Below are 21,571 nucleotides of genomic sequence, written 5' to 3'. Positions count from 1 at the left end.
CTCGTCCGGCCCGAACCGCGATCGCGGTCAGCTCTGGACGACGGTGTTGACCGATCCGTAGGGGTCGACCACGTCGGCCGAGAGGTCGGGACGGATGAGACGACGGATTCCTCGCGCGTCGAGCGCTACGGGGTCGAGCGCGTCGCGCGACGTCACGAGTGCGGGATCGAGGCCCGCGGCGCAGGCATCCACCCAGGCCTGGAACACCGCACCGCCCGGGCTCAGCGCCGCCCGACTCACGGGAACCTCGCGCTCGTCCACGTCCACCACGATCGCCGTGTCCCGCACGGGCGGCGCGACGCGCTGTCGCAGGTCGGGGATGATCTCGGCGAGACGCCGACCGATGGGTTTCGCCGCGCCGTCCTGACCGATGAGCCCGAGGGTGTACTCCAGCTCGGGGAAGTCACCGAGGTCGCGGCTGACGTCATGCGAGCACCACCAGGTGATGCCCCAGAGGTTCTGGGTGCGCGCGGCGGAGCGCACGGTCGCCTCCAGGAAGCCCGGCATCTCCTCGTCGGTGAGACAGTTCGAGGGCGCGCCCACCTCCTGCAGCCACACCGCCCGGTCGGGATCGGTCGCGAAGGCGCGGGAGAGCTCGATCAGGTACTCGGCGTGGCGATCGGAGGCGACGGAGCGACCGCCGTAGCGCTGGGCGGTGCCGTTGAAGATCCAGGAGTGGATCGTGGTCATGGCCCCCAGGCGCGACGCATGCGCGGGCGTGAAGCCGTGGCCGTCCATGTACCAGACGGCGTCGTACTCGCTGTGGACGTGCGGGATCCCCGGCGCCGCGGCCTCCGCCGCCGCCAGCAGGGTCGAGATCCAGCCGCCGGCTTCGTCCTGCGTGACCGGCCATGGCGACGGGTGCGTGTGCGCGGAGAACTGGTTCGTCTCGTTGCCGAGCGTCAGGCCGAGGAAGTTCGGTGCGTCACTCAACGCCCGACCGAGCCGGTCGACGAGCGCGACCTGACCCTCGAGCGCCTGTGGATCGGTGAACATGTTCTTGTCGTGCCACGTGTACAGCCACGAGGGGACGAAGTCGAAGCTCGAGAGGTGCCCCTGGACCACATCGATGCCCGCATCCATGCCGAACTCGCCGGCGATGTCGACGACGGCACGGACGTCGTCGATGGCCTTCTCCCGGATGAGCGTGCGGTTCGGCTGCAGCACGGTCCACAGTGGGAAGACCCTGACGTGATCGAGCCCGAGCTCCGCGAGAGCCGCGAAGTCCCGGCGCACGTCGTCGGGGGTGAAGTCGAGCCAGGAGTGCATCCAGTTCTTCGACGGCGTGTAGTTCGCCCCGAACCTCAGAGGAGCATCGAGGGCGCCGCGCTGCGTCATGTGTCAGACCTTTCGGACGTGCCCTTCGAGGAGGGCGGAGTTCGCATCACTATAACGCTTGAGCAACGAACAGTGCGCACTCCTGCACTTGCAGGCAGTGCGTCGCCGGACGATTGCCTTGACAGGGAGGAAATCGGATGGTTTCATCTGCTAAAGCGCTGTAGTCCCGTTTCTGCGGACTTCGCGCGGATTCGCCCGCCTCGAGGAAGAAGCACGATGAAAGTTCGCACACGCATTGTCGCTCTGGCAGCATTCAGCATCGGCGTTCTGGCGCTGACGAGTTGCACAGGAGGCGGCGGCACCTCCGGCGCCGCGGGCCCCATCGACACATCGGGCGAGCTGAGCGGCACCATCCAGTTCCAGACGTGGTCGCTCAAGAACGAGAAGTTCACCCCGTATTTCGAGGACCTCATCGACGCGTTCGAGAAGGAGCACCCCGACGTGACGGTCGAGTGGCTCGACCAGCCGGGCGACGGCTACCAGGAGAAGATCCTGAGCCAGGCGAACGCCGACACCCTCCCCGACGTGCTGAACCTGCCGCCCGACATCGCGTACCCGCTGGTCGCCGCGGGCAAGCTGATCGACCTGGAGACCGCCGACCCCGACCTGAAGACCGCCTACAACACGGGCGCCTGGGAGGCCTACAGCCAGTACCCGGGCATGGAGGGCACGTACGGCCTGCCCTGGTACCTCTCCAGCGACGCCTCCTGGTGGAACCTCGCGCAACTCGCACCCTTCGGCGTCACCGAGGAGAACCTCCCGACCACGGTCGACGAGCTCCTCACGCTCGCGAAAGACGTGGCCACCGAATCCAACGGCAAGGTGCAGCTCCTCTCCTCGATCCCAGCCCTCGACACGTTCACGGCCGCCGGCATGGAGGTCATCAACGACGAGGGCGAGTTCGACTTCAACACCGACGAGGCCGCGGCGATCATCGAGAAGTACGCGGATGCGTACGCGGCCGGCGCGATGCCCGCGGAAGCCCTGACCGGTGACTACGGCGGAAACGCGGAGGCGTACATCCAGGAGAAGGTCGCCTTCACCACCGGCGGCACCGGCTTCACGACCGACCTGCAGAAGGACGCACCGGCGCTGCTCGAGAACACGGTGGCGACGCCGCGACTCGGTGTCGCACCGCTGTACGTGCAGGGGCTCAACGTTTCGGCGGACTCCGACAACAAGGAGGCCGCGCTCGCCTTCGCCGAGTTCGCGACGAACGAGGAGAACCAGGTGGCCTTCTCGTCGCTCGCCGTCGGCACCGCTCCCGGAACGGCCGAGGGCGGAGACCAGGTCGTCGACAACATCGCCGCGACCGTCACCGACGAGAAGCAGCTGTCGGCGATCGACACCGTCTTCGGCGCGATGAAGGACGCCAAGGCGCTGCCGTTCCAGTGGACCTCCGACATGGCTACGTACATGACCCAGCAGATCGCCCTCGCGGTCAACGGCGAGGCGGACGCGAAGGCCCAGCTCGACAAGATCGTCGAGTACGCCAACGCCAACCGCGTGGACAAGTAAGCCATGCGCGCGGACACCGGCATCACGGCCGGCCGGAAGACGATGAGATCCCACCGGTGGTTCACACCCTGGCTGCTCCTCGGGCCCGCCGTCGCCTGGGTGCTGGTGTTCGCGCTCTGGCCGTTCCTGAACACGGTCTTCCTCAGCTTCACCGATGCCAAACCCCTGCGGACGCCCGAGTTCGTCGGCGGGGCGAACTACGAGCGCATGTTCGGCGACGAGATGTTCTGGAACGCCCTGACGACGTGCCTCATCTACGTGGTCGTGTGCGTGCCGCTGCTCACGATCCTGCCGCTGCTGCTGGCGCTGCTCGTGCAGAAGAAGCTCCCCGGCATCTCGTTCTTCCGCACCACGTTCTACTTCCCCGTGATCGCCTCGGTGGTCGTGGTCGCCCTCATCTGGACCTGGTTGTTCGACAGCCGCGGCATCATCAACCAGACGCTCGAGTTCCTCGGGCTGGTCGACAAGCCGATGGCGTTCCTCGTCGATCGCTGGCTGCTGCTCGGCTGCGCCATCCTGCTCACGGTCTGGAAGGGCCTGGGCTACTACATGGTCGTGTACCTCGCGGCGCTCGGGAACGTCGGCAAGGAGCTGCACGAGGCGGCGATGCTCGACGGCGCCGGCTCCTTCCGTCGCTTCCTGTCGGTGACGATCCCCTCCGTCCGCGGCGCGATGCTCCTCATCTCGGTGCTCATCGCGGTGTCCGCCATGAGGGTGTTCGCCGAGCTCGATGTGCTCTCGAAGAGCACGGGCGGCCCGGGCGGATACGACATGTCGCTCGTGATGCTCATCCGCCAGGTCGGCTCCGGCCTCAACGGGAACATCGGATACGCGTCCGCCATCAGCGTGGCGCTGTTCCTGCTCACCCTCATCCCGCTCGTCGCGATCGCCGTCATGAATCGCGAGAAGAAGGCGAAGGTCTCCGCATGAGCACGCTCACGCCGCCCCGTTCGACAGAGGACGCCCGCCCCTCCGAGGAGCTGTCGGCGCCGACCCGCGAGCGCATGTTCCGCCGCCGCGGATCCGGCGATTTCAGCAAGCCGACCCTCGGCGGTCTGATCGGTCGATACGCCCTCCTCCTCTTCGTCCTGGTGCTCGTGATCGGGCCGTTCATCTGGCAGCTGTCGACATCCTTCAAGGGGCCCCAGGAGAACATCTACTCCTTCCCGCCCGAGCTCATCCCGCGCGAGCCGACGCTGCAGAACTACAGCAGGGTCGCCGACATCGTCCCGGTGTACCTCTACGCCTGGCACTCGCTGCTCGTCTCGGTCGGCACGGTCGTCAGCAACGTCGTCCTGGCCACGTTCGCGGGCTACGCGCTGGGCTGCATGAGGTTCCGCGGCAAGTGGATCGTGATGGCGATCCTGCTCTCCACGCTGCTCTTCCCCGGCGAGGTGACGGTGACGAGCAACTTCCTGACGATCCGCGCCCTCGGGCTGGCCGACACCCTCTGGGGCGTCTTCCTCCCCGGCGCGATCAGCGCGATGAACGTGCTCCTGATCGCCACCGCCTGCCGCATGATCCCGAAGGACGTGCTGGATGCCGCGACGGTCGACGGTGCGACCACCTGGCAGCGCATCCGCCACATCGTGTGGCCGAACATCCGCGGCATGGTCTCGGTGGTCGCGATCTTCGCATTCATCGGGGCCTGGGACGACTACCTGTGGCCGCTCATCGTGCTGTCCGACCCGTCGAAGTACACGCTCACGGTGGGAATGGCCTACCTCAACAGCAGCTTCTCCGTCGACCCGCGTCTGATCGCGGCGGGCACCATGATCGCCCTCGTGCCGATCGTCATCATGTTCTCCTTCACGCAGCGGTTCTTCTTCAAGGGCGTGCAGGAGGGCGCGATCAAGGGGTGAGCGCCGCGCATCTCACGCCGGCGGACGGGCCGGCCGATCCTCCGTCGTCCCGTCCCCGAGCGGGCGTGCTGCCCGGCGCGGTGTACGCCTTCGCTTTCGATCCCTCTGCCGGCGAGCAGCGGGTCGACGTGCCCGGGCTCACCGACCTCGAGATCTCCCCCGACACCGTGCTGCACTGGGCGTTCTACGCCGACGGTCCCGCGGCGACACTGTCTCCGCACGCAGCCCTCGCTGTGACGGTCGACGTGCGCTTCGCCGATGGCTCGCGGTTGAGCGATGTCTCCGCCGTGCGCGACCGCTACGACTTCCCGGTCACGGCGCAGGCGCAGTTCGATGCCCGCTGGAGCATGCCCGAGCAGTGGAACGCCGACACGGTCACGCTCGCGCCTTTCGCGCACCGCGGCGGCTCGGTCGAGATCGTCCTCGGCACCGCGTCCCTTCCCGACACCGCCGACCTCCCCGCGCGGTGCACCGGGTTCGTGCAGGTCGTGGTCGAAGCGCAGGCCCCCGCCCGTGACCTCCCACCCGTCGAACGGGTCGACACCCGGCGCGGCTCGCATTCGGGTCCACGGTTCTCTCGCGGCAACACCATCCCGGCGGTGGCGATGCCGCACGGATTCACGTTCGTCACACCGGCGACCGACGCGGAAGACGCCCGCTGGCCGTACCGGCCGTTCGTGCATGACGACCCCCAGGGGCGACGGCTCGAAGCACTGCAGTTCTCCCATCAGCCGAGCCCGTGGATCGGCGATCGCTCGGTGCTGCAGTTGATGCCGTTCCTCGGCGCGCCCACCTCGCGCCGTGCCGGACGGCGGCGTTGGATCACCCCCGGCTCCGAACGGGCGCGTCCGCACGAATACTCGGCTGATCTCAGCGACGGCCTGCAGGTCGAGATGACGGCGACGGCGCACGCAGCGGTGTTCCGAGTGCACAGCGCGGATGCCGCCGCCCCGGTGGGCTTCGTCATCGACCAGCTCACCGACGCGGGGCGTCTCTTCTGGACGGATGCCGGCGGATTCGAAGGGTGGATCCCGGAAGGGCCCGAGGATTGGGGCAATGCGCCGCCCTGCTTCTTCGCCGGATCCGTATTGCGGACCCCGCACGGCGTCGAAACGGACGAGCGTGGACCACTCGACGACGACGGGCGGGGCAGGGTCGCCGGATACATCGGCGGACGCGGGGCGCTCGAGGTACGGATCGGCATCTCCTTCCTCTCGATCGATCAGGCACGGCACAGTCTCGACTCCGAGGCTCCGGCGACCATCCCCTATGAGGAGCTGCGGGGCGCGGCGGCTGACGCCTGGAACCGGCTGCTCGGCCGCGTCACGATCCCGCCGCTTCCGGAAGCCGAGACGCCGTACCGCACGCTCGCCGACGAGGAGCATCGGTCCCGGATCGCGGCCGCGCTCCACCGGATGCACCTGTATCCCAACAGTGCCGCCGAGAACATCGGGACGGCGGAGGCGCCGGTCTGGCGATTCGCCGACGTGTTCGCCGCGCGCGAGTCACACGACGAGAGCGGAGTCGCACCGGCCGTCGACGGCGAACTCGTCGTGAACAACGGATACTGGGACACGTACCGCACCGAGTGGCCGGCTCTCGCCCTGCTCGATCCCTCCCTCGCTGGGCGGCTCCTCGACGGGCAGCTCGAGCAGTACCGCCGGGGAGGGTGGATGGCGCGATGGAGCGCACCCGGATACGTCGACAGCATGGTCGGCACCTCGAGCGACCAGATCTTCGCCGATGCCGCACGCTGGGGCGTGGACTTCGACCGCGTCACCGCGTTCGAGAGCGGATGGCGGAACGCGTGCGAGCCGGGGCCGGATGCGCGCCGCGGTCGCAAGGGCATCGCGCGGGGCCGATTCGCCGGATACATCCCCTCGGAAGTGCCGGAGGGCATGAGCTGGAGCATCGAGAACGCGGTGAGTGACGCTGCACTCGGGCGCCTCGCGGCGCAGCTCGCCACCGAGTCCGCCACGGCCGCGGACGCCGCGCGCTACAGATCCTTCGCCCGGTACTTCGCGAATCGAGCCCGGTCGTATCGCACGCTGTTCGACGACGACACCGGGTTCTTCCGTGGCCGGGACGATGAGGGCGCGTTCTCCGCATCCGGGTTCGATCCGCGATCCTGGGGCGGAGACAACGTCGAGACGAACGCCTGGGGCATGTCGGTCGGCGCCGTGCACGACGGTGCGGGCCTCACCGACCTCTACGGCGGTCCCGCCGGTCTCGGACGCCACCTCGACGCCCTGTTCGCCGAACCCGAGACCGCCGATGAACGCTTCGGCGGCGCGTACGGCACCGTCATCCATGAGCAGCGCGAGGCGAGGGCGCTGCGTTCCGGGATGTGCGCGATCTCGAACCAGCCGGCGCACCACATCCCGTTCATGTACGCGTTCAGTGACCGGCCGTGGCAGTCCGCCGACATCGTGCACGACCTTGCCGCGCGCCTGTTCGCCGGTGCGCACATCGGCCAGGGCTTCCCCGGCGACGAGGACAACGGCGAGATGAGCGCCTGGTGGCTGTGGGCCGCGCTCGGCCTCTACCCGCTGGAGCTCGCGTCGGGGCGGCTGCGGATCGGGTCGCCTCTCTTCGACGACATCCGCGTGGATCGCGGAAACGGTTCCTCCCTGCGCATCCGGTCGCGTCGAGCCACCCCCTCGGCCCACATCCTGCAGGAGGCGCGACTCGACGGGGTGCCCCTGCCCTCGGCCGACCTGCCGATCGACGCGCTCTCCGGCGACGCGGTGCTGGAACTGGAGTTCGGCGTCGACCCGGCCGCAGCGCTCGAAGCGGGCTCCTCCCTCGACGACCTCGCGATCTGGTGCCCTGACCTGACCCCCGGCGCCGGTGAGGTCGTCGCCTCCACCGACACCATCCATCCGGACCGCGTCTTCGACGACGGTGTGCCGTCGGGGGATGCCGGTGTCGCGCTGCGTCGCGGGGAATGGGTGGGATGGCGGTTCGAGGAGCCTCGCGGCGTGACCGACGTCAGCGTGACCGTGGCGGCGACGGCATCGTCGTCGGCCCTTCGATGGGAGGCCGAGGGGACGGACGGCCTGTGGATGCCCGTCACGATGACACACCGGGCCGAGCTGCCGGCCGACCGCACGACGCCGTTCACCCTGACAGCCCGGATCGTGACCTCGGCGCTCCGCGTGCGCGCGATGGCCGAGGTCACGCTCCGTCAACTCGAGATCTTCGACCTGGGCTGACCCCGCCGGCCGGCCACTCCTTCTACACGGGTACCTCGTCTCGGCGAGGTACCCACGACGACTGGGCTCGTGGCGCAGCGAGACCGGAATACCGTGACAACGTGGGCCTCCGAACTCAGACTGGAGGCATGCGCTTGAACGACCCTCAGGTATGGACGCTGCTCGGTATCTTCGCGGCTGTGATGCTCGGCGGCATGACGCTCATGACGACGCAGCTCAGCCGCGTGATCCGCGTCGAGGTCGATCGCATCGACGCCACCCTCTCGGCACGTATCGACGGCCTCGACGCCACCCTCTCGGCACGTATCGACGGCCTCGACACCGCTCTCTCGGCACGTATCGACGGCCTCGACGCGCGCCTCGGGCGGATCGAGTCCAAGGTCGACGATCTCGACAAGGAGTTGACGAACCTGGTGATGCGGTTCTGGCGGTCTCAGTAGCCCTCCAGGCAGACGAGCGCCGGGTCAGACCGCCACGTCTCCCACCAGGTTGACCTTGATGCCCATTCCGTCGAACATCGCGGCCTTGGCGATCAGAGCCTTGTCCGCCGTCTCGGCATCCGGAGCGTAGACGAGCTGTGCGTGGTTGGCCTTGTGGCGGGCCATGAACTGGTCGCGGGAGACGCCGTGCAGCACGACGTGGGCGATCGGCCACTCCGGGTTCGTAGCGTCCTTGCGGCGCTGGGTCTCCTCGGCCGGGAGCTCGACGACCGACGCGCGGAAGATGTCCGCCTGCAGGATCCCGTCGGCGATGAACACACGCGACAGCACGATCTCGCCGGGCTTCGAGACGCCGTTGATCGTGGCTCCGCCCGCGGGGAAGAACACGTGCCCCTGCCGCCAGCCCTCGGCGTTCTGCCATCCGCCCAGGTGCGACGCCGGAACCGAGCCCGAGATCTCGTAGACCCAGACGAACTGCCCGTCGTACTCCTCGCCCCAGCGCACGTCGTGCAGGGTGTTGTCGGGCACGAGGCCCATCGCACGCCAGACGCGATCGGTGACCAGCGCGTCCACGGCGACCCCCTCGTCGGCCTCGTTGAAGTGCGGGAACGCGCGGCCGACGTGCAGCACCCGTGAACCGTCGCGTGAGGTCACCGGCGGACGCTGAGTCGAGTTCAGGATGCCCTCGGCGAGATCGGAGGCCGGAACCAGGTCCTTCAGCCCCTGCTGGTACTGGATGCCCACCGCGTCGAGCCCGAAGTCGTCGGCGATGCGGAGCGCGGCGATGTACATCTTCAGCTGCCACTGCACCTGCTCGCGGGTGAGCTCGGTGGTGGCATCCTCGCCGTACCGGAAGGTCATGCCCGCGTCGATCAGCCAGTCATACGCGGCGTCCGCCTCGGCCTCGGTGACCTCGAGCATCTCGGCGTAGAGGGCCGACTGCGACAGGCGCTCCTTGTAGATGCCGGTCTGGTTGAGCAGCTCGTCGTCGAAGATGGCGTTGTACATGCCCATGCAGCCCTCGTCGAAGACGCCGATGATGGCCTTCTCCGCCAGGAGCTCCGCGGCAAGGGCCTCGCCCAACTGCTTCTCGGGGCTGTCGGGGAGGGCGGGGAGCGCGCGCACGTGCGAGGCGTCATGGGTGATGGCGCCCGTCTCCGTCCACTCCTTGATGCCGGCCTTGAACCAGTCGTCCGAGAAGTCGACCGACCAGATCGTGGCGTAGGGCTTGTCCATCTTCGTCAGACCGGCGTTCAGGCCGAGCAGTCCGACGAGGCCGGGCCAGTCACCGGCGAAGTTCGCGACCGTGAGGATCGGGCCCTGGTGCGTGCGGAGGCCGGCGAGCACGTGATGGGAGTATTGCCAGACGGCTTCGGCGACGATGAGCGGAGCATCGGTCGGGATGTTCTTGAAGACCTCGAGCCCCATGCGCTGGCTCGAGATGAAGCCGTGGCCCGTCTCGGGGTCGACGTCGTTGGCGCGGATGACGGTCCACCCGAGGTCTTCGAAGACGCCGGTGACGCCGGCCTCGAGCTCGACCTGCACCGGCCAGCCGCCGGTGTTGGCGGCCTCGCGCAGGTCGCCCGACGCGATCAGGTAGGCGGTCTTCGGCGCGGATGCCGGGCGGGACACGGGGGCGGGAAGTGCGTAGGTGGTCATGATTCCTCCGGGGTTGAGTGGGATGACGTGCCGCGCTGCTCGGCGGCGAGTTCGTGGACGACGCCCTTCGTTCCGTCGTACAGACGCACGTAGCGGTCGAACAGGGTGTCGTAGGCGGTGCGCAGCTCGGCGTTCGGGGTGATGCGCTCCGTGATGGGGTTCCAGTCGGTGATGAGCGGCGCCTCACCGTCGGCTGCCACGGCGACCGCGGCGAGGAAGGCGGCCCCGTAGCTCGCACCGATCGTCGTCTCCGGCACCTCCTGCACGAGACCGGTGACGTCGGAGACGATCTGCAGCCACAGTCGCCCCTGCGTACCGCCGCCGACCGCGACGATCCGGCGGATGTCGGCGCCGGCGGCCCGCATGGTCTCGACGTTGTGCCGCACGCCCAATGCGGTGGCCTCGAGCGCCGCTCGGTAGAGATCGCCTCGGGTGTGCTCGAGCGTCAGCCCGGCGATCACGCCCCGCGCATCCGGGTCCTGGATGGGGGTGCGCTCTCCTGCGAAGTACGGGAGCATCAGCACACCCCGGGCGCCGACCCCCGCTGCCTCCGCCTCGGCGAGGAGCTGCGGGTAGTCGGCACCGGTCAGCTCCCGGAGCCACGCGGTCAGCGCGCCGGAGGTCGAGAGGCCTCCGGCGAGGTTCCGGGTGCCGGGGAAGGCGCCGGCCGTGGTCCACATCGACGGCGTGCGCAGCGCGGGCTCCCCCGGCGTCACCGCGCTGGTGAAGACCATGAACATCGTCGTCCCGTACATCAGCATCAGGTCGGCGGTCTCGTGCGCGCCCACGCTGACGGCCTCGGTCCAGGCGTCGATCGTGCCCGTGATGACGGGCGTCCCTGCCGGGATTCCGGTCGATTCGGCTGCCTGCAGGGTGACGGTGCCGGCGATGTCGCCGGCCCACGCGAGGCGCGGCTGCACGATCGTGGTGGCGTAGCGACCCCAGAACGGGGCGTGCCACCGCTCGCTCTCGATGTCGTAGAGGGGAGAGACCTGGCTCGCGGACTGATGGTCGAAGACGTACGCGCCGGTGAGCCGACGGACGAGCCAGGATGCGGGCATGAACAGCCGTCGGGCGCGCGCCCAGGCCGCCGGCTCCTCCTCCGCGATCCAGGCGATCTTCGGCCCGCCGGCCTGCGACGTGAGCACCGAGCCTCCGATGCGGGTGATCTCGTCCACGCCGAGCTCGGCGGTGATCCTCTCGATCTGGGCGGAAGCCCGGGTGTCGACGCCGTAGAGGATCGCGGGTCGGACCGGCTGGTCGTTCTCGTCGGCGAGCAGGATGCAGGGACCCATCCCGCTGACGCCGACGGCGACGACCTCGGCATCGGGGTGCGCGGCGAGCAGTTCGCGGGCGATGTCGACGAACTCGTCCCACCAGATCGAGGCATCCATCTCCACCCAGCCGGTGTGCGGCCGGGAGACGTCGTGCTCGCGGGTGGTGGTGGCGATGATGGTTCCGTCGGGCGCCACGAGCACGCCTTTGGTGCTCGATGTGCCGACATCCACCCCGAGGGTGCATCGCATGGTGTCCTCCTTGATCACGCCTGAGGAAAGCGTAGCTGAAATCGATTTCACGATGCAAGCAGGAGATCGTGGTTACGCATGCACCGTCCATCACCGAGGCGATGCGGGGCGAACCCCTACGCGGAACGCCGCGCGGTCGCCTGCCGGGTCTCGCCCCGCAGCACGACCGTGCGCGCAGGGTGGGTGTCGCCGGCGATGCGCTCGAGGAGCATGCGCGCCGCCGTCACACCCATGTGGCGGGCGGGCAGCTGCACCATCGTGACGGCGGTCGGCGAGAGCGTCGTGAAGGGCAGCGACCCGACGACCGCGACCCCGACTGCCGGTGGGGTGAGTCCGTGTTCGGTGAGCACCTGGATCGCTCCGACACCGATGAGGTTGTTTCCGGCGACGACGGCGTCCGGCGGGTCGGGCAGGGCGAGCAATTCCTCCATCGCCGCACGCGCACCGTCGACACGGAACGTCGCGAACCGTTGCAGCTCGTCGATGTCGGCATCGCGTCCCGCCGCTGCGAGCGCCTCTCGCCAACCCGCGGCGCGTTCGGCAGCGGTGTCGATGTCCTCCGGACCACCGATGTAGGCGATTCGTCGGTGGCCGGCGGCGATCAGGGACTCGGTCGCCGCGACGCCCGCCTCTCGGTTCGCCATGACGACGAGATCGAGCTCGTGACGGGTGGCGCGGTCGACCGCCACCACCGGTCGGCCGGTGGAGAGGATGCTGTCGAGATCCGTCGCCTTCGACGCCGCCGCGATGATGACGCCGGACATGTGCTCGGCGATCGCGATCTGCAGGTACGTCGCCTCCTTCTCGGTCTGCGAGTCGGAGTTGCAGAGCACCACCGAGTAACCGGCCTCGGAGGCCACATCCTCGACGCCACGGGCCATCTCCGTGAAGTAGGGGTTCTCGATGTCGGGGATGACGAGGGCGATGACCTCGGACGTCTGGGTGCGCAGCGTGCGGGCGGCGCGGTTCGGCGTGAAGTTCAGCTCTTCCGCCGCGGCGCGCACGGCTTCGATCTTCTCGGGCGAGACCCTGGTGCCGTTGAACACCCGCGAGACCGTCGCCGGCGAGACGCCTGCGCGCCTCGCGACGTCGTAGATCGTGGTCATTTCCCGCCCTCTGCTGCCCGGATGCTTCACCCTACCGGCCTCTCCGGACGACGCTCGCGATCCCCCATCACGAGACGTCGCGGGCGTCCTCCTCGGCGGTGATCGCGATGTTCTCCTGTAGGCGCGCGAAGACCGCATCCAGGCGCGCACGACCGTCGTCGTCGAGCGCCGGGAGCGGGGAGCGGCAGTCGCCGAGCGGTACCGACAGCTTGCCGCCGAGGTACTTGGCCGCGCCGAACACGCCGACCTCGACCATGCCCTCGACCGTGTCGTTGATGCGCACCTGCACGGCACGCGCTCCGGCGAGGTCGCCGGCGTCGAATCGTCGACGCAGCGACAGGAAGAGCTCGATCTGCAGGCTCACGGTGGTGCCGATCGCCCCGCGTGCGCCGATCGACAGCGCCGGCAGATAGAACTCGTCGAAGCCGTTGATCAGGGTCAGGTGCGGGTAGCGGCGGAGGATCCGCTCGGCCCCGTACAGGTTGCGCGAGGTGTGCTTGACGCCGATCACCTGGGGCAGCGCGAGCAGCTCGTCGAAGCCGCCCTCGGAGATGTCGCGCCCCGTGAACTGCGGGATGTTGTAGAGGATGAAGGGCAGTTCGACCGCGTCGATCACGGTGCGGAGGTGCCGCACCACATCTGCTGTCGAATAGCCGTAGTACAGCGGCGGGATCATGGAGATCGCTGCGACACCCGTGTCTTTCGCTGCGGCGGCGATGCGCACCGCCTCCCCCGTCGACATCGCGCCGACGTGGGAGACCACGGGCACGCGCCCCGCGGCAGCCGTGACCGCGGTCTCGGCCACCGCGATGCGCTCGGCCTCGGAGAGCAGCACGCCCTCGCCGGACGACCCGCAGATGTAGAGGCCCTCGACGCCGCGCCGGATGTCGGTGTCGAGCATGGTCGCGAGCGCGCCGTGATCGACGCTCTCGTCGCCGCGCATCGGGGTGACCGCCGCCGTGAACAGGCGCGTGCCGAGCAGATCACTCACCACGCGGTCCACCCGCCGTCGACCACGAGGTTGGAGCCGGTCATGTACGTCGAGGCGTCGGACGCGAGGAAGACCAGCGCGCCGTTGTACTCGTCGGCCTCGGCCATGCGGCCGATCGGCATCCGGGCGATGTAGTTCGCCTGGAACTTCGCATCCTGCGTGTCCCGGCGGACGCCCGAGGGCGTGAGCGTGTTGACGCGGATGCCCGCGCGCCCCCAGTACGTGGCGCAGTAGCGGGTGAGGTTGTAGAGCCCCGACTTCGCCGCCGAGTACGCGACCGGCTTGATGAAGGGGATGCCCGTGTCCTCGGCCTTGTAGGCGTAGATGTCCTGCACGGGCGACACCATCCCGTAGATGGATCCCACATTGACGATCGAGCCGCCGACGCCGGCATCGCGCATCCGCCGACCCGCCGCCTGCGTCACGAGGAACGTGCCGACGAGGTTGGTGTCGACGACCTCGCGGAACACGTCGACCGGGAACTCCTCGAACGGCCCGGAGACCTCCGGCGGCGCGCTGGGCTGCGTGTCGAGTCCGGCGTTGTTGACGACGACGGTCGGCACACCCCAGGTCGCGGCGACATGGTCGAGCCCTGCGTCCACGCTGGCCTGGTCGGTGATGTCCATCGCCACGGCGAGCAGGCGCCCATCCGGGTCGTCGATGCCGAGACGCGCGGCGGGATCGGCCACCTCGCTGCGAGAGGTCACGGCGACGCGCGCGCCCCGCTGGTGCAGCGAGCGGACGAACTCCGCTCCGATCTGGCCGAAGCCGCCGGTCACGACGACCACCTTGTCCCGCACCGAGAAGAGCGGGTCGAGTCCTTCAGACATGTATCGATACTCCAGATTGCAGGGCGGTCAGCCCTTGACGGATCCCGCGGTGAGCCCGGACACGATGCCGCGCTGCGCCCACAGGAAGAAGATGATCGCGGGCAGCGCGAACAGCAGCGCGCACAACATGACGATGTTCATCGGCGTGTAGAACTGCCCGAGGAACGACGACAGCCCCACGGATGCCGGCCACAGGTCGGACGACGAGATGAAGGTGTTCGCGAACATGAACTCGTTCCAGCCGTCGAAGAACGCGATGACGGCCGCGGCCGCGACGCTCGGCATGATCAACGGCAGGACGATCGTGGTGAGGATGCGCAGGCGCGAGCAGCCGTCGATGCGGGCCGACTCCTCGATCTCGTACGGGATCTTGTCGATGCCGCTCTTGATGATGAACATGCTCACCGGCATCACGAACGCGGTGTCGGCGAGGACGAGCCCCCAGTGGCTGTTGAGCAGCCCGGCGCCGGCGAAGATCGCGTACAGCGGGACGATGATCAGCGCCTCCGGCAGCATCTGCGTGCTGAAGAAGATGAAGCCGGCGACGCCGCGGCCGTGGAACTTGTACCGGCTGAGCGCATAGGCGGCCATGGTCGCCAGCACGAGGCTGAGGATCGTGGTGCCGGCGGCGATCACGAACGAGTTGCCGAGCCAGCGCAGGATCGGGATGTCGGAGAGGAAGCCGCCCCACTGGCCGATGTTCTGCACCTCGGGGAGCAGCGGCTGGCTGCCACCGTAGAGCGAAGCTTCGGTGCCGAGCGAGGTCGCCAGCATCCAGTACACCGGGAATCCGGCGAAGACGACGAGCAGCGTGATGAGGACGGCCTTGCCGAGGCTGCCGAACTTGGCGCCGATCCCGCGGCGACGCGGAAGATCGGTGGGGATGCGCACGGTGGTCATCGCTGGCTCTCCTGACGTTCTTGGATCTGCTCGACGATGAAGTAGACGACGGTGACCAGCAGCGACAGCACCAGGCCGAGGGCGCCGATGGCCGCGGCGCGTCCGAGGTTCTGATCCTGGAACGCGGTGCGGTAGACGTTCACGACGAGCGTGTTGGTGACGTCGAGCGGTCCCCCACCGGTGATCAGGAAGATGATCTCGAAGCGTCGGATCGACCAGATCGTCATGAGCAGCGTGATGACGCGCACGGTCGGCATGATGTGGGGCAGGGTGACCGCGCGGAAGGACTGGAAGCGGGTGGCGCCGTCGACCCAGGTCGCTTCGCGGAGCTCGTGCGGCACGCTCTGCAGGGCGCTGAGCATGACCAGCATCACGAGCGGCGTGAGCTTCCAGACCGTCGCGAGCGTCACCGCGAACAGCCCGTACTTCGGATCGACGAGCCAGCCGTGCTCACCGAGGCCGAGAGCTGCGGTGGTGCGGTTCAGGATGCCCTGCTCGTTGTTGTAGATCCAGACGAAGATGAGGGCGGCGGCCACTGTCGGCACGGCCCACGGGATCGTCGCGATGGCACGGATGATGCCGCGCCCCTTGAAGGCGGTGTTGAGCAGCAGCGCTCCGGCGGTTCCGATGCCGACCGAGAAGACCACCGTGAAGAGCGTGTAGAGGAGGGTCGTGATGACGGACGACCAGAACTTGTCGCTCGACAGCAGGTACTCGTAGTTCTCCATGCCGACCGGCCGTCCCCCGGCGGGGTTGACCAGCTTGGTCGCCGTGAACGACAGCAGCACGCCGCGGATCAGGGGGAAGACCGTGAAGACCGCCAGGTACGCGATCGCCGGGAAGAGGAAGAGGTAGGCGCCGTTGCGCTCGATGAAGCGTCCGATCGCGCCGGTGTCGCGGCGTCGCCGTGGCGGCGAAGCTGAGGGCGTCGTGGGTCGCGCCTCGAGCGTGGGGGTGGCCATGGCCGGGTGTCCTTTCGCGTGTCGCGGGGATGGCCGAGGGGCGGGCGGCGGGGGTCACGCCCGCCCCTCGGGGTGCTCAGCCGAGTTCGGCTTCGAGGTTCTCCTGAACCTCGGCCAGCTTCGCCTTCACGTCGCCGCCGTTGACCCGCAGGTCTTCGACCGCGGTGAGGACCTCGCGCCAGACGACCTTGCTCTCGGTCTCGAAGCCCTCGACGAGGGTCGACTTCGAGGTCTTGGCGGCCTCGAGGAACTGCGTCGCCCACGGGTTGGCCTCGAGGAAGGCAGCGTCCGGCTCGACGTCGGTGGCCATGGCGGAGGCGCCGAGGCCGGCACGGATGGCGGTCTGCCCCTCCTCTCCGAGCACCCAGCGCACGAAGTCCTTGGCGGCCTCCTTGTTGTCGCTGTTCGCGTTGACGGCGATGATCAGCTGCGAGTTCGAGCCGGGGTTCGCGAGCGGCAGCGGAGCCGCGCCCATGTTCTGTCCGTTCACGGCGTTGTCCGGGTTGCTCGTGATGGTCGTCGCGACACCGGAGTTCTCGAACAGCATCCCGACCTGGCCCTGGCCGAACTTCGCACGGAAGGTCGACGCGTCGTCGCCGATGGGGGCGACGCCCGAGGCGAACGTCTCGAGGAACGCCTCGACGGCCTCGACGTTCTCGGCCTTGTCGATGGTCAGCTTCTTCCCGTCGCTGAGCTCGCCGCCGAATCCGTAGATCCAGTTCGCCATCTCCAGCGTCCAGCCGTCGATCTCGGCGGTCTGGTGACGGCCGGCCCAGCCGGAGATGCCCAGCTCGTCCTTGATCGTCTTCGCCGTGGTGAGGAACTCGTCGAACGTCGTCGGGACCTCCAGCCCCAGCTCGGCGAAGATGTCCTTGTTGTAGATGACGGTGCTGTAGGTCGGGCGCTCCCAGTTGAAGCCGTACTGCCCGCCGTCGAAGACTCCGGCCTCGTTCGTGTTGTTGAGCGTGTCGCCGAGCTCATCGGCGATGTCGTCGAGCGGCTCGAGCACGCCGGCGTCGACGAGCGAGGCGAACTGGCTGTCCTGGAGGACCATCACGTCGGGGCCGCCGCCGGCACCCAGCTCGGTGCTGAGCTTGTCGGCGTAGTTCGCGAACGGGATCTCGACCTTGGTCAGCTCGATGTTGTCGTCGGGGCCGGTGTAGCCCTTGACGGCGTCCCAGATGATCGGGCCCTTGCCGTCTTCGAGGAACTGCCAGTTGGAGAACGTGAGCTCTCCCCCGGCGCTTCCGGCATCCGACGAGTCGTCGCCGGCGGCGCATCCGGCCAGGGCGATGGTCGCGGCGGCGACGAGGCCGGTGATCCGCAGCGCGCGTGCGCGGCGGGACGGGTGTGCGTGGTTCGACTTCACTGTTCACTCCTTTGGGCAGCAAGTTCTATGCGACGGTGCATCCGAGTTCTCGCCGGGTCTGCGTGAAATCGGTTTCATCACCATAACTCCGCATTCACAGCGGTGTCAAGAATGAAATGGTTACGCAACCTTATCGTGTCTTCTCACCCCGGAGAACGCACGTATCCCCCGGATACGACGGATGCCGCGGGGGTCCACCCCGCGGCATCCGTGTCACTGCTCTCCGGTCAGGCGAGCCAGGCCGGGGCTCGACCGCGCAGGAATGCACCGTCGACCGAGAACCGCCCGGCACCGGTGAACGCGAGCGCCAGCGCCGCGGCGCCGAGGACGGCGACGAACTCGTATCCGCCCTCTCCGACCCAGAGCCCGGCAGGCAGGTGCACGGCGACGAGCGCGACGATCATGTCGACCGCCAGCAGGATGCCGACCGGGCGCGTGAAGAGCCCGAGCATCAGCAGCAGTCCGCCGACGAGTTCGACGAATGCGACGACCGGCGCCGCGATCTCGGGGAGGGGGATCCCCATGCCCGCGAAGCTGCCGATCGTTCCGGGGAGCGTGAACTCGAAGATCTTCTGCGCGCCGTGCGCGGCGAAGATCGCACCGACCACGACGCGCAGGACGAGGAGTCCCAGCGACGGGGCGGCGGAGGAGGCTTTGGTGTTCGTCATGAGGAGTTCTTCCTTCGTGGCAGGACACCCGCGCGCCAGGCGCGGAGCAGGGTCGTTCCCTGCTTCCACGCTAGGAAGCGCACTTTTCCATCTCCTGTGATCAGTCCCCGGCGAGGGGCCCGGTCAGCGGTGCGCGGCGACGACCTCGGCGACGGCGGTGCGCTCGGCTGCGGTCGGCTCGGCGATCGCCATGCGGCAGTAGGCGTCGACGACGTCGAGCACCCGGTACGCCTCTTTCATGCGGGCCATGTCTCCGCCGATCAGGGAGACGACATCGTCGACGGCGGCCTGGGCGGCGGCGATCGCCTCGGCGTTGCCCGATCGTCCGGCGTCGGCCAGGGCGCGGAACGGCTTGGGGGTGACGGACGAGACCCCGGACACGACGCCCTGCGCACCGGCGTCGACGGCGGCGATGAGGTCGCGGTCGGCGCCGGTGTACAGCTCGAAGTCGGCGGGGACGACGGCGCGATACGCAGCGATCTCGTCGAGGGACAGCTCGCTGAGCTTCGCTCCCACGATGTTCGGCAGCGCAGCGAGCCGCACCAGCAGTTCGGGCGAGACGGTGTTGCCGCTGCGCGCCGGGTAGATGTAGACGTAGAGGCGCCCGTCGCCGACGGCATCCGACACCGCCTGGAAGTAGTCGAAGATCGCATCCTCGGTCGACTTCAGGTAGTACGGCGTGAGGGCGGCGAACTCGGTCACGTCGAGACCCTTGGCGATCTCGACGAGCCGCACCGCCTCGAAGGTGCTGGGCTGGCCGACGTGCACGATGACGCGCATCCGGTCCTGCAGCTCTTCGACGGCGGCGGCGACGAGGGCCGTGAACTCGGCGACGTCGACGGCGGGGAACTCCCCGGTCGTGCCGAGGATGAACGCGCCCTCGTTGCCCGATCGGCCGACGAAGCGGAAGATCGCACGCGACCCCTCGAGGTCGAGGCTGCCGTCGCGGCGGAACGCGGTCGGAACGGCGGTCAGGATGTCGTAGCGGGTCACTTCTCGGTCTCCTCGGAGTTCTTGCGGGACTTGCGGGCACGGCGCGTGGGCGCGTCGACGTTGCGGACGGTGGAGGTGAGCAGATCCGGCTGCGCGGCGAGCTCGTCGTGCGCCTTCTCGATCTGCTGGATGCTGTCGTCGTGCAGGATCGAGTCCGCGAGCGCCGCGCGCTCGGCGCGAGGTCTGCGGGCCGCACGGATCGCCGGCATCACGATCGAGAGCACGGCCAGCGCGAGCAGCACGATCGCGATGGGGCTGACGACCTCGAAGAACGGGCGCGTGGGAAGGATCGCCAGCGTGCGGGCGAGGTTCTCCTCGGCGAGCGGCCCGAGGAGGAGACCGAGCACGATGGGGCCGGCGGGAACCTGCATGCGCTTGAGCAGCACGCCGATCACGCCGAAGACGAGCATGGTGACGACCGTCGAGAGGCTGTTCGAGGTGGCGTAGGTGCCGATGATGCAGAAGATGAGGATGCCGCTCCACAGGTACGGCTGCGGCACATCGAGGAGCTTCACCATGCCCTTCATGCGGATGAGGCTCAGCACCAGCGACAGGATCGTCGCGATCAGCATGATGCCGACGATGGAGACAACGAGGTCCGGGCGGTTGGTGAACAGCGTCGGTCCGGGGGTGATGCCCCAGATGATCATCGACCCGATCATCACGGCCATGACCGAGTCGCCGGGGATGCCGAGCGCCATGGTCGTGGTGAGCGAGCCGCCGAGGGTGGCGCTGGATGCGGTGTCACTCGCGGCGACGCCCTCGATGGATCCCTTGCCGAACATCTCGGGGTGCTTGGAGGCCTTGCGTGCACGCTCCCAGCCGATGAGTCCGGCGATGTCGCCACCCGCCGCGGGGATGAGACCGACGCCGAGTCCGACGGCGCCGCCGACCGCGGTCGCCCGCCCGCTCTGCCTCAGCTCGGCGCGGTTCGGCCACCAGCGGCCGAGGCTCGAGATCGGACGCACGGCGGACTTGCGATGCGTGAGCAGCTGGTCGAACAGTTCGGCGATGCCGAACAGTCCGATGATGACGGCGATGAAGTTCACGCCCTCGACGAGTTCGAGGACCCCGAAGGTGAAGCGCTGGTCTGCGGTCGCGGCGTAGGTGCCGACGCTGCCGAGCATGAGGCCGAAGAGTCCGGCGAGGATGCCCTTGAGCATCGACTTCGACGAGATGCCGATCATGATCGCGATGCCGAAGACCACCAGGGCGAACAGCTCGGGCGACTTGAAGTAGTCGCGGGCGAAGCTGGCGATCGGCACGGCGGCGACGGCGAAGAGCACGAGGGAGGCGAGGATGCCGACCGCCGAGACGATCGCGGAGATGGTCAGGGCGAGTCCTGCCCTCCCCTGCTTGGCCATCGGATATCCGTCGAGGGTGGTGGCGATGGATGCCGGAGTGCCGGGGGTGTTGATGAGGATCGACGGCACCCGGTCGCCGAAGTTCGCGGCGACGTAGATGGTCAGCAGCACCGCGAGGCCCTGCACGGGCTCGAGGGTCATCGTGAATCCGGCGGCGAGTGCGACGGCCATGGTCGCGGTGATGCCGGGGAAGGCTCCGACCATGAAGCCGAGCAGGAGGCCGACGAGCATGTAGAGCAGGATCGAGATGTCGAGGAGCGAGTTCAGCCCCTCCATGAGCGCGTTCACAGGGGAATCCTCAGGAGCATCCCGAACACGACGTAGACGAACGCCGTGACCGAGGCGGAGTAGATGATGAGGCTCAGCCAGCGGCGGTGGCCGTAGAGGAGCATGAGGGCGGCCATCAAGAGGGCGGCGGCGACGGGGAAGACCTCGACGCGGTAGCCGAAGAGGATGACCGAGCCCAGCGACCACAATGCGATGAAGGCACCGGTGATCACGAGGGTGGCGATGACGCGCAGGTAGCCGCCGGGCTGGATGCGCTCGAGGTCTTCGCGGGTCGGGGCCGGGCGGGTGACCGCGACGGCGAGCAGTGCGATGGCGACGACCACCCCGGTGACTCCGATGACGAGCGGCCAGAAGCGGGCGTCGATCTGCCCGGGAGCGGCTTCGCGGCGCAGCGGGATCTGCGTCGAGAGGAAGAGGTAGCCGGAGGTGAACGCCAGGGCGACGACCGCGAAGACGAGCTCGAGGGGGCGGGAGGCGGGTGCGCCCTGGTATTCGGTGTCGGGGGTGGACATCATGCTCCTTCTTTCGTCGAAGAGGAACGG

18 protein-coding genes are annotated in these 21,571 nt (G+C 68.5%); 5 read left to right on the top strand and 13 right to left on the bottom strand.

Features of this window, described 5'->3' with window-relative positions; all coding sequences use genetic code 11:
• Positions 1–27: 27 nt before the first annotated feature.
• Positions 28–1,338 (bottom strand): glycosyl hydrolase, encoded by a 1,311-nt coding sequence (locus CQ034_RS14270; RefSeq protein ID WP_105711558.1) that lies wholly within the window; start codon positions 1,336–1,338, stop codon positions 28–30.
• Positions 1,339–1,554: 216 nt separating this feature from the next.
• Between CQ034_RS14270 and CQ034_RS14265 the strand changes: the two genes are divergently transcribed.
• The 5 genes from CQ034_RS14265 to CQ034_RS14245 all read left to right on the top strand — a co-directional run bounded on the left by CQ034_RS14265 (position 1,555) and on the right by CQ034_RS14245 (position 8,373).
• A complete protein-coding gene (locus CQ034_RS14265; RefSeq protein WP_105711557.1) occupies positions 1,555–2,856 on the top strand; it encodes an ABC transporter substrate-binding protein in 1,302 nt (433 codons plus the stop codon).
• 3 nt (positions 2,857–2,859) lie between these two features.
• Positions 2,860–3,786, top strand: coding sequence for a carbohydrate ABC transporter permease (locus CQ034_RS14260; RefSeq protein WP_105711556.1), 927 nt, complete (start codon positions 2,860–2,862; stop codon positions 3,784–3,786).
• Positions 3,783–4,718, top strand: a complete 936-nt coding sequence (locus tag CQ034_RS14255) for a carbohydrate ABC transporter permease (RefSeq protein WP_105711555.1) — start codon at positions 3,783–3,785, stop codon at positions 4,716–4,718. The genes CQ034_RS14260 and CQ034_RS14255 overlap by 4 nt, the downstream gene beginning before the upstream one ends.
• Positions 4,715–7,933 carry a glycoside hydrolase domain-containing protein gene (locus CQ034_RS14250; RefSeq protein WP_105711554.1) on the top strand — a complete coding sequence of 1,073 codons (3,219 nt, stop codon included), beginning with the start codon at positions 4,715–4,717 and terminating at the stop codon, positions 7,931–7,933. Before CQ034_RS14255 ends, CQ034_RS14250 begins: the two co-directional genes overlap by 4 nt.
• Positions 7,934–8,061: 128 nt before the next feature.
• Positions 8,062–8,373, top strand: a complete 312-nt coding sequence (locus tag CQ034_RS14245) for a hypothetical protein (protein ID WP_105711553.1) — start codon at positions 8,062–8,064, stop codon at positions 8,371–8,373.
• Positions 8,374–8,397: 24 nt separating this feature from the next.
• Here CQ034_RS14245 and CQ034_RS14240 read toward each other — a convergent pair whose 3' ends face one another.
• The 12 genes from CQ034_RS14240 to CQ034_RS14185 all read right to left on the bottom strand — a co-directional run bounded on the left by CQ034_RS14240 (position 8,398) and on the right by CQ034_RS14185 (position 21,544).
• Positions 8,398–10,032 carry a fucose isomerase gene (locus CQ034_RS14240; protein ID WP_105711552.1) on the bottom strand — a complete coding sequence of 545 codons (1,635 nt, stop codon included), beginning with the start codon at positions 10,030–10,032 and terminating at the stop codon, positions 8,398–8,400.
• Positions 10,029–11,558 carry an FGGY-family carbohydrate kinase gene (locus CQ034_RS14235; RefSeq protein ID WP_105711575.1) on the bottom strand — a complete coding sequence of 510 codons (1,530 nt, stop codon included), beginning with the start codon at positions 11,556–11,558 and terminating at the stop codon, positions 10,029–10,031. The genes CQ034_RS14240 and CQ034_RS14235 overlap by 4 nt, the downstream gene beginning before the upstream one ends.
• 116 nt (positions 11,559–11,674) lie before the next feature.
• Positions 11,675–12,664 (bottom strand): LacI family DNA-binding transcriptional regulator, encoded by a 990-nt coding sequence (locus CQ034_RS14230; protein ID WP_105711551.1) that lies wholly within the window; start codon positions 12,662–12,664, stop codon positions 11,675–11,677.
• A 67-nt stretch (positions 12,665–12,731) separates the two neighbouring features.
• The gene (locus tag CQ034_RS14225) at positions 12,732–13,655 is read right to left on the bottom strand and encodes a dihydrodipicolinate synthase family protein (RefSeq protein ID WP_146114854.1); all 924 of its coding nucleotides are present in this window, start codon (positions 13,653–13,655) and stop codon (positions 12,732–12,734) included.
• Positions 13,652–14,485 (bottom strand): SDR family oxidoreductase, encoded by an 834-nt coding sequence (locus CQ034_RS14220; RefSeq protein ID WP_105711549.1) that lies wholly within the window; start codon positions 14,483–14,485, stop codon positions 13,652–13,654. Before CQ034_RS14220 ends, CQ034_RS14225 begins: the two co-directional genes overlap by 4 nt.
• 27 nt (positions 14,486–14,512) lie before the next feature.
• Complete coding sequence (locus CQ034_RS14215) at positions 14,513–15,385, bottom strand: carbohydrate ABC transporter permease (RefSeq protein ID WP_105711548.1); 873 nt, start codon at positions 15,383–15,385, stop codon at positions 14,513–14,515.
• The gene (locus tag CQ034_RS14210) at positions 15,382–16,347 is read right to left on the bottom strand and encodes a carbohydrate ABC transporter permease (RefSeq protein ID WP_105711547.1); all 966 of its coding nucleotides are present in this window, start codon (positions 16,345–16,347) and stop codon (positions 15,382–15,384) included. The genes CQ034_RS14215 and CQ034_RS14210 overlap by 4 nt, the downstream gene beginning before the upstream one ends.
• Positions 16,348–16,423: 76 nt before the next feature.
• Positions 16,424–17,716 (bottom strand): ABC transporter substrate-binding protein, encoded by a 1,293-nt coding sequence (locus tag CQ034_RS14205; RefSeq protein ID WP_091031893.1) that lies wholly within the window; start codon positions 17,714–17,716, stop codon positions 16,424–16,426.
• A 227-nt stretch (positions 17,717–17,943) separates the two neighbouring features.
• Positions 17,944–18,384, bottom strand: a complete 441-nt coding sequence (locus CQ034_RS14200; RefSeq protein ID WP_105711546.1) for a DoxX family protein — start codon at positions 18,382–18,384, stop codon at positions 17,944–17,946.
• A 123-nt stretch (positions 18,385–18,507) separates the two neighbouring features.
• A complete protein-coding gene (locus CQ034_RS14195; protein WP_105711545.1) occupies positions 18,508–19,377 on the bottom strand; it encodes a dihydrodipicolinate synthase family protein in 870 nt (289 codons plus the stop codon).
• Complete coding sequence (locus tag CQ034_RS14190; protein ID WP_105711544.1) at positions 19,374–21,029, bottom strand: tripartite tricarboxylate transporter permease; 1,656 nt, start codon at positions 21,027–21,029, stop codon at positions 19,374–19,376. The genes CQ034_RS14195 and CQ034_RS14190 overlap by 4 nt, the downstream gene beginning before the upstream one ends.
• A complete protein-coding gene (locus tag CQ034_RS14185) occupies positions 21,026–21,544 on the bottom strand; it encodes a tripartite tricarboxylate transporter TctB family protein (RefSeq protein WP_258134222.1) in 519 nt (172 codons plus the stop codon). The genes CQ034_RS14190 and CQ034_RS14185 overlap by 4 nt, the downstream gene beginning before the upstream one ends.
• Between the last annotated feature and the right edge of the window lie 27 nt (positions 21,545–21,571).

The organism is Microbacterium sp. MYb45 (assembly GCF_002979655.1).
In the GTDB taxonomy this organism is placed as follows: domain Bacteria; phylum Actinomycetota; class Actinomycetes; order Actinomycetales; family Microbacteriaceae; genus Microbacterium.
Note: the sequence above shows the minus strand (reverse complement) of the source record. Positions and strands in the feature narration are given on the sequence as shown.